This is a genomic window from Streptomyces huiliensis (genome assembly GCF_020037025.1).
In the GTDB taxonomy this organism is placed as follows: Bacteria; Actinomycetota; Actinomycetes; order Streptomycetales; family Streptomycetaceae; genus Streptomyces; species Streptomyces huiliensis.
This window is the reverse complement of the sequence record NZ_JAIQLH010000540.1, coordinates 1-865: the sequence shown is the minus strand read 5'-3', so window position 1 is coordinate 865 and position 865 is coordinate 1. Positions and strand designations below refer to the sequence as shown.

Below are 865 nucleotides of genomic sequence, written 5' to 3'. Positions count from 1 at the left end.
TGTACTTCGGGTCCTTGTACTCCTCGGGCGCCCAGATCCACACCTTGCCCGTGAAACCCGACTTCTTCCCGTGGTACGTGGTGACGGCGATCTTGCTGCCGTCCTGCACCGTTCCGGAGATCTTGAAGTCGGCCTTGGGGCCGGTCGGCATCAGCGCCTTCGCGCCGGGCTTGCCGCCGCCGTTCTTCCCGCCGGACCCGTCGTCGAACGAGATCGGGTCGCCCTTGTCGGAGAAGACGTCGAAGTAGTTCAGCACCGGGTAGGCGACGGCCCCGAGCACGGCTATGCACACCGCGACCAGGGCCCAGCGCTTCGCCCGCGTCGCCCTGCGGTGGCCGCGCGACTGGTAGGCGCTGTTGGCTGAGTTGCTCATCCTGTCCCTCTGGTCCCTCTGGACGTATCAGCTGTCCCGAAGGACATGGCGGTCGTTTCCGTATGGGCGCGGTCGTTCCCGTGGGGCCCGGGAGACTTCTGGGGCACGGGCGGCTTCCGCATGGGCCGGACGCGGCGGGACCGCGGGGCCCGGGGCCCCGCGGCGGTGATCAGGAGGCGTCGACCGGCCCCGAGATCTGGTCGCTGATCCACTTCATGGTTCCCTGGTCCATCCCCTTCACATAGGACTTCGCGTTGTGCGAACCGCCCTGGATGACCTGGAGATGGGTGTGGATGGGGCCCTTGTTGCCGTAAGTGGCGATGTACTTGTCGACCTTCGTCTTCACGGTCCCTTCCAGGGTGCCGTACTGGAAGGCGAGGTAGACGTCCGGGCCGCCCTTGGCGATCAGCTTCTTGGAGAGGAGCTCGGGGTTGTTCGCGTCCTTCTCCTTCTGGTGCCCGTTCCACAGCTGGGAGTCGGGGACGATGTCCG

Annotated in this window: 2 pseudogenes; both read right to left on the bottom strand. The window is 66.5% G+C overall.

What is annotated here, in order from left to right:
• A pseudogene (locus JNW98_RS35755) lies at nt 1-373 on the bottom strand (hypothetical protein); the annotation flags it as partial.
• Between the two features lie 169 nt (nt 374-542).
• Nucleotides 543-865 (bottom strand): annotated as a pseudogene (locus tag JNW98_RS35750) (hypothetical protein); the annotation flags it as partial.